This is a genomic window from Chryseobacterium culicis (genome assembly GCF_900108365.1).
GTDB lineage: Bacteria > Bacteroidota > Bacteroidia > Flavobacteriales > Weeksellaceae > Chryseobacterium > Chryseobacterium culicis.
In genome coordinates this window covers 345,430-352,159 of record NZ_FNWQ01000004.1, presented here as the reverse complement: position 1 = coordinate 352,159, position 6,730 = coordinate 345,430, and the positions used below count along the sequence as shown (strand labels likewise).

Annotated in this window: 4 protein-coding genes; all 4 read left to right on the top strand. The window is 38.1% G+C overall.

The genetic code is table 11. From position 1 onward, the window contains the following. Nucleotides 1–377: 377 nt before the first annotated feature. The 4 genes from BLW74_RS16670 to kdpC all read left to right on the top strand — a co-directional run bounded on the left by BLW74_RS16670 (nt 378) and on the right by kdpC (nt 6,618). Nucleotides 378–1,700, top strand: a complete 1,323-nt coding sequence (locus tag BLW74_RS16670; RefSeq protein ID WP_089694141.1) for a sigma-54-dependent transcriptional regulator — start codon at nt 378–380, stop codon at nt 1,698–1,700. 437 nt (nt 1,701–2,137) lie between these two features. Continuing rightward, nucleotides 2,138–3,832 carry a potassium-transporting ATPase subunit KdpA gene (gene kdpA / locus BLW74_RS16665; RefSeq protein WP_089694139.1) on the top strand — a complete coding sequence of 565 codons (1,695 nt, stop codon included), beginning with the start codon at nt 2,138–2,140 and terminating at the stop codon, nt 3,830–3,832. A 178-nt stretch (nt 3,833–4,010) separates the two neighbouring features. Then, nucleotides 4,011–6,050: a potassium-transporting ATPase subunit KdpB gene (gene kdpB / locus BLW74_RS16660; RefSeq protein ID WP_089694137.1), complete on the top strand. Its 2,040-nt coding sequence runs from the start codon at nt 4,011–4,013 to the stop codon at nt 6,048–6,050. Between the two features lie 10 nt (nt 6,051–6,060). Beyond that, the gene (kdpC, locus tag BLW74_RS16655; RefSeq protein WP_089694136.1) at nt 6,061–6,618 is read left to right on the top strand and encodes a potassium-transporting ATPase subunit KdpC; all 558 of its coding nucleotides are present in this window, start codon (nt 6,061–6,063) and stop codon (nt 6,616–6,618) included. The last annotated feature ends 112 nt before the right edge of the window (nt 6,619–6,730 follow it).

Genomic DNA, 6,730 nt, shown 5'->3' with positions numbered 1-6,730 from the left:
ATGGTACTGCGAAAGCGGGAGAGTAGGCCGCCGCCAGTTTTTATTTTATTTTTAAAAAACCTTTATCATAACGATAAAGGTTTTTTTGTTTTATATCCTATGGAAATGTTACATGTAACTGAAATGGGTAATGAGTAATTAATCATTTATCAGCTATCAGTGATCACAAATCTAGCCCCGATAGAAATGGTTACCCCGCAGCTTGTGTTGGAGTGTCAGAGGACTTGGGGGGGATAGCGTTGGCGTGAGGAGTATGAATGAATAGCGGGAATAAGCTTCTTCAATTTCAAAGGCTCACGAAACTATTTCCTGCAATAATCCTATTTTCCTCGAATAAATTCAATAAGTTTGTAGCAGTTTTCCAAAAAATAATTATAATGTCAGGAAATATTCTGATCATCGATGACGAGATCAAACTCCTTAAGTTATTAGGAATGATCCTTTCCCAAGAAAATTTTAATGTAAAAGAAGCTTCTACGGCACGTTCCGCGATGACAATGCTGGAGCAATACGAATTTGATGTTGTTTTAAGTGATGTTCGTCTTCCTGATGCTTTTGGAGTAGAATTGGTGAAGTCAATCAAAACGAAATATCCCCAATTGGAAATTATACTGATGACTGCATTTGGCAATATCACTGATGCCGTTCAGGCGATGAAAAATGGAGCTTATGATTATCTTGTGAAAGGCGATGATAATGAGAAAATAATTCCTTTGGTTTATAAAGCTCTTGAAAAGGTTAAAGATAATAAATCAAGAATAAGTCAGCAGACTGTTACTAAAGGTTTCGATCAGATTATAGGAAAATCGCCTTTAATTTTACAGGCCAAAAAATTGGCGGAAAAAGTTGCTTTAACGGATGCTGCAGTGCTTCTTACCGGTGAAACAGGAACGGGAAAAGAAGTTTTTGCCAGTGCCATACATGAAGGAAGTGACAGAAAGAAAAATAGTTTTGTTGCCATCAACTGTTCAGCATTCAGTAAAGAGATTCTGGAGAGTGAGCTTTTTGGTCATAAGCAAGGCGCTTTTACTGGCGCTCTGAAAGATAAAAAAGGATTGATTGAAGAAGCTAACGGAGGAACTCTGTTTTTAGATGAAATCGGTGAGATGCCGATTGAACTTCAGGCAAAGCTACTTAGAGTTTTGGAAACGAGGGAATTTATCAAAATGGGTGAAACGAAGGTTTCAAAATCAGATTTCAGATTAATTGCGGCTACTAATAGGGATCTTGAAGAAGAAATAAAACAAGGAAATTTCAGAGAAGATCTCTATTTCAGACTGAATGTGTTTGAAATCACTCTTCCTGCATTAAGAGAAAGAAAAGAAGATCTGAAAGCTCTTGCTAGGAACTTCATTGATCTATATTCAAATAAACTTCATCTGTCTTCCGTTCAGGTTGATCCCGATTATTATAAAGTTCTGGAGAAAAATGATTGGAAAGGGAATATCCGTGAATTAAGGAATACTATAGAACGAAGTTTGATCTTAATGGATGATAATATCCTTGATGCAGGCAGTCTTCCTCATTATTCTGAAAAAGCAGTTCCGGAAAGCGATTCTTTTAGTATCCGGTCACTGGAAAAAATACATATCCAAAAAGTATTACAATACACAAAGGGAAACAAAGCAGAAGCAGCCCGCTTACTTGAGATTGGAATTGCCACGCTATACCGCAAGCTGGAAGAATATGGATTAAAATAAACATTTTATCATTTTAATAAAGAGCCTATCATTTTGATAGGCTTTTCTGTTTTTATAAGGGTTGATTATTTAGTTTAAAGAATTGTTATTCAGTGTTTTATATATGTTTTTTGTAAAATGGGCTTTCTTTTGGCATATAGTCTCCGAATAAAATATTTAAAAATGACAATTTCAAGAAAAACGTTTAGAAAACGGGAGCATTCTACTTTGAGTCTGCTGATTGTATCGTATGTATTGTTTACTCTTTTAACTTTAATGATTAAGATATGATGCTCATTAGTTTAATTCTGCTTTTCGCAGTATTGTTTTGGCTTTTATATAAATCAGTTGAATTTTTTGATAGAATATAAATTATGTGGAGTTTATTTTTCCTCTCAATACTTGCCTTTGTGTATATCTGTTATGTTTTAATGAAACCGGAAAAATTTTAATTGGTCATGAATACAGAAATTTTAGGCATTATAGCAATGTTTGCTATTACATTAGTTATCGGAATATTTTTAGGAAAATACATAGCTAATGTTTATGGATACAAAAAGACTTTTCTGGATCCGGTTTTTGAACCCATTGAAAAGTTAATTTATAAAATCTCGGGAATTAATCCCAATCGTCAGATGAATTGGAAACAGAATATGTATGCCATGCTGGCGATTAATCTGGTTTGGTTCATCATTGGTTTTCTTCTTTTGCTGAATCAGGCGTGGCTTCCTTTAAATCCTGATGGAAACCCTAATATGTCACCTGATCTGGCTTTCAATACGACCATTTCATTCTTAGTCAACTGTAATTTACAGCATTATTCGGGAGAAACAGGAGTAAGCTATCTCAGCCAGCTTTATCTGATGTTTTTACAGTTTGTAACAGCTGCTACAGGTATGGCTGCAATGGCAGTTCTTTTCAAAGCTTTTAAAGAAAAAACTAGTACGGAACTTGGGAATTTTTACGACTATTTCACGAAATCAATGATCAGAATTCTGGTGCCGATCAGTGTGATTGTGGCCTTAATCCTTTCTATTAATGGAAGCCCGATGACTTTTGAAGGGAAAGATCATATTATAACACTTGAAGGCCAAAAAGCAGACGTTTCCAGAGGTCCTGTGTCAGCTTTTGTCGCAATCAAACACCTGGGAACTAATGGTGGCGGGTTTTTCGGGGCGAATTCAGCACATCCGCTTGAGAATCCTAATTATATGACCAATATGACAGAAATGGTTACTCAAATGATCATTCCTTTTGCATTGGTATTTGCACTGGGTTTTTATTTGAATAAAAGAAAACTGTCATGGGTAATTTTTACCGTAATGACGGTCGGTTTTCTGGCGCTTACCATTCCGAATATAGTAAATGAAACAGGTGGAAATCCTTTGATTACACAAATGGGGGCAGACAACAGTCTTGGAGCTATGGAAGGGAAGGAAATCCGCTTCGGAAGTGCTGCTTCAGGATATTGGAGTATTGCCACAACCGTAATTTCTACAGGTTCTGTGAATGCCATGCACGACAGTACAATGCCTCTTTCGGGAATGAATGAATTGCTTGCGATGATGATCAACTGCTTCTATGGAGGCTGTGGAGTAGGAATTCTGAATTATTTTATTTTTATTATTCTGGCGGTATTCATAAGCGGTCTGATGGTAGGACGAACCCCGGAATTTATGGGTAAAAAGATTGAAGCCAAAGAAATGAAGATCGCTATGATTGTAGCTTTATTCCATCCTTTCTTAATTCTTGCAGGAACAGCTTTAACAGCTTATTTACCTGAATTTGGTACCAAAACATTAAATAATCCGGGTTTCCATGGCTTCAGTGAAATGTTGTACGAGTTTACTTCTTCTGCAGCGAATAATGGTTCCGGATTCGAAGGATTGGGAGATAATACCCCTTGGTGGAATATCTCAACAGGAATTGTCCTGTTACTATCAAGATTCATCCCGATTATAGGACCTGTAGCGATTGCAGGATTATTAGCACAGAAAAAATACATCCCGGAAAGCTCAGGAACACTGAAAACAGATACAGCTACCTTCGGATTTATGACCCTTGCGGTAATTCTTCTGATTGCAGCGCTGTCTTTCTTCCCTGCACTGACTTTAGGGCCAATTGCAGAGCAGATTCAGTACTTCTCAAAATAAATGTGAACATTAAAAAGTACAATCAATATTCAACCATTAAGGGGCGCTGAGAATCGTAAGGAAGCTAGTCTGACACTTACTGAAACGTTCACTTATATTATCCATCTCAATCCTTATAATTTAGCAGACCTTGATGGTGATTATTGATTTATAATGCTATAAACTCTTTCAAAAAAAAATGAAAAATCAGTCACAAACATTATTTCAAAGAGATTTGGTCAACGAAGCAATCAAACAGTCCTTCGTAAAGCTGAATCCGAAAATTATGTTTAAAAATCCGGTAATGTTCCTGGTAGAAATCGGAACCATTGTCATGTTTATCGTAAGCATGTTCAGCCTTACCGGGGATAAAACTCAGGGGAGCTTTTCCTATAATTTTTTAGTATTTATTATCTTATTTTTCACTGTCCTGTTTGCCAATTTTGCGGAGGCTATTGCAGAGGCAAGAGGAAAGGCGCAGGCCGACACCCTTAGAAAAACAAGGGAAGAAACTCCAGCTAAATTGGTCATTGATAATAAACCCGGATTTCAGGTAGAAACAAGACTGAAGATGTCTGCTGAAATGACTCTGGGTGATATTTTTCTTTGTGAGGCGGGGGATCAGATCCCAATGGACGGTGAGATTATTGAAGGTCTGGCCACTATTGATGAGTCTGCCATTACCGGAGAAAGTGCACCGGTAATCCGTGAAGCAGGGGGAGACAAAAGCTCTGTAACCGGCGGTACAAAAGTACTTTCAGACAGAATTAAAGTAAAAGTAACTACCAAACCCGGCGAATCCTTCTTAGATAAAATGATCGCTCTTGTGGAGGGGGCATCAAGACAGAAAACACCAAACGAAATCGCATTAACTATACTTTTAGCAGGATTCACGCTTACATTTATTATTGTTACCCTCACTTTAAAGCCTTTTGCAGACTATGCGCAGACTCCGATAACGATTGCGGCATTTATATCTCTTTTCGTTTGCCTTATTCCGACAACCATCGGAGGTCTGCTTTCTGCAATCGGAATTGCAGGGATGGACAGAGCATTGAGAGCGAATGTAATCACCAAAAGTGGTAAAGCGGTAGAAACAGCAGGAGATATTGACGTTCTGCTGCTTGATAAAACCGGAACAATCACGATCGGGAACCGTAAGGCGACGCAATTTCATCCTTCCAATGGAATTCAGCTCGACGAATTCATTAAAGCCTCTGCATTAAGCTCTGTGGCCGATGAAACACCGGAAGGAAAATCTATTATTGAGCTAAGTGCTTTACAATCTGAAGATTTATTGGTTCCCAATCCTGCTTACATAGATTTTACAGCAGAAACCAGAACTTCAGGAATTGATTTTGACGACACAAGAATCCGTAAAGGAGCCTATGACACTATAAAAAAACTGACTGAAAAAGCCGGGAATATCTTCCCGCAGGAAACCCAGGATGCGGTGACCAAAATTTCTCAAAACGGAGGAACTCCACTGGTAGTAGCCGTTAACGAAAAAGTATGGGGCGTTATTGAACTTCAGGATATCATCAAAACAGGAATTCAGGAGCGTTTCCAGAGACTGAGAAAAATGGGGGTGAAAACGGTGATGGTAACCGGAGATAATCCTTTAACTGCAAAATTTATTGCTGAAAAAGCAGGCGTAGATGATTTTATTGCTGAAGCCAAGCCCGAAGACAAAATGAATTACATCAAAAAGGAACAGCAGGAAGGTAAACTTGTTGCCATGATGGGAGACGGTACAAACGATGCTCCGGCACTGGCACAGGCAGATGTAGGCGTTGCCATGAACAGCGGTACCCAGGCTGCTAAAGAAGCCGGAAATATGGTGGATCTTGATAATGACCCCACAAAGCTGATCGAAATCGTGGAAATCGGGAAGCAGCTGCTGATGACAAGAGGAACTTTAACAACGTTCAGTATTGCAAATGACGTAGCGAAGTATTTTGCTATTATTCCGGCACTCTTCATCACCTTTATTCCTTCCCTTCAAAAGCTGAATATTATGAACCTTCACAGCCCTGAAACAGCCATATTATCAGCGGTTATTTTCAATGCGGTGATAATTCCGTTCCTGATTCCGCTGGCGTTGAAAGGGGTGGCTTACAAACCGATTGGGGCAAGTGCATTATTAAGAAGAAACCTTTTAATCTATGGTTTAGGCGGAGTAATCGTTCCTTTTATCGGAATCAAAATCATAGATATGGTAATCAGTTTATTCTATTAAAATTAAAAAAATGAAAAATCATATTGTTTCAGCATTCAGATTAACGCTTGTAATGCTGGTGGTTACAGGAATTTATCTGGCAGTTGTATATGCCAGTTCTAAAATTCTTCCCAACAAGGGAAACGGAGAAATTGTTTACAATAAAGGACAAAAGTTTTATGCCAATATCGGGCAGGAGTTTAAGTCTGAGAAATATTTTCACGGCCGTCCTTCTTCAGTTAATTATAACGCAGCAGGAAGTGGAGGCAGTAATAAAGGCCCAAGCAATAAAGAATATCTGGAAATTGTACAGAAAAGAATGGATACTTTAAAAATGAACAATCCTGAAATGGGAAATGGAAAAGTACCTGTAGAATTGGTAACGGCCAGCGGAAGCGGACTGGATCCGGATATTTCTGAGGAAGGAGCGCTTTATCAGGCGAAGAGAATTGCCAAGGTGAGAAATATTTCAGAAGAGAAGGTCAGAAAATTAGTCAGTGACCAGACTGAAAGGCCTTTGCTAGGGCTTTTCGGGCCATCAAAAGTAAATGTTCTCAAGCTTAATATTGCTTTGGATCAGCTAAAATAAATTCAATATAAAATCAAAAAGAATCTCTTTTTCAATACGTTAATTCAAACACAGAATAAAAGAGAAATCAGTTAAAAATGGATTCTGTTTCTGGCATTCTGAACTGTATGTT

What these genes read in the sequence shown, in the direction of transcription:
- BLW74_RS16670 (WP_089694141.1), top strand. Translation starts at nt 378, where the DNA reads ATGTCAGGAAATATTCTGATCATCGATGACGAGATCAAACTCCTTAAG.
- kdpA (WP_089694139.1), top strand. Translation starts at nt 2,138, where the DNA reads ATGAATACAGAAATTTTAGGCATTATAGCAATGTTTGCTATTACATTA.
- kdpB (WP_089694137.1), top strand. Translation starts at nt 4,011, where the DNA reads ATGAAAAATCAGTCACAAACATTATTTCAAAGAGATTTGGTCAACGAA.
- kdpC (WP_089694136.1), top strand. Translation starts at nt 6,061, where the DNA reads ATGAAAAATCATATTGTTTCAGCATTCAGATTAACGCTTGTAATGCTG.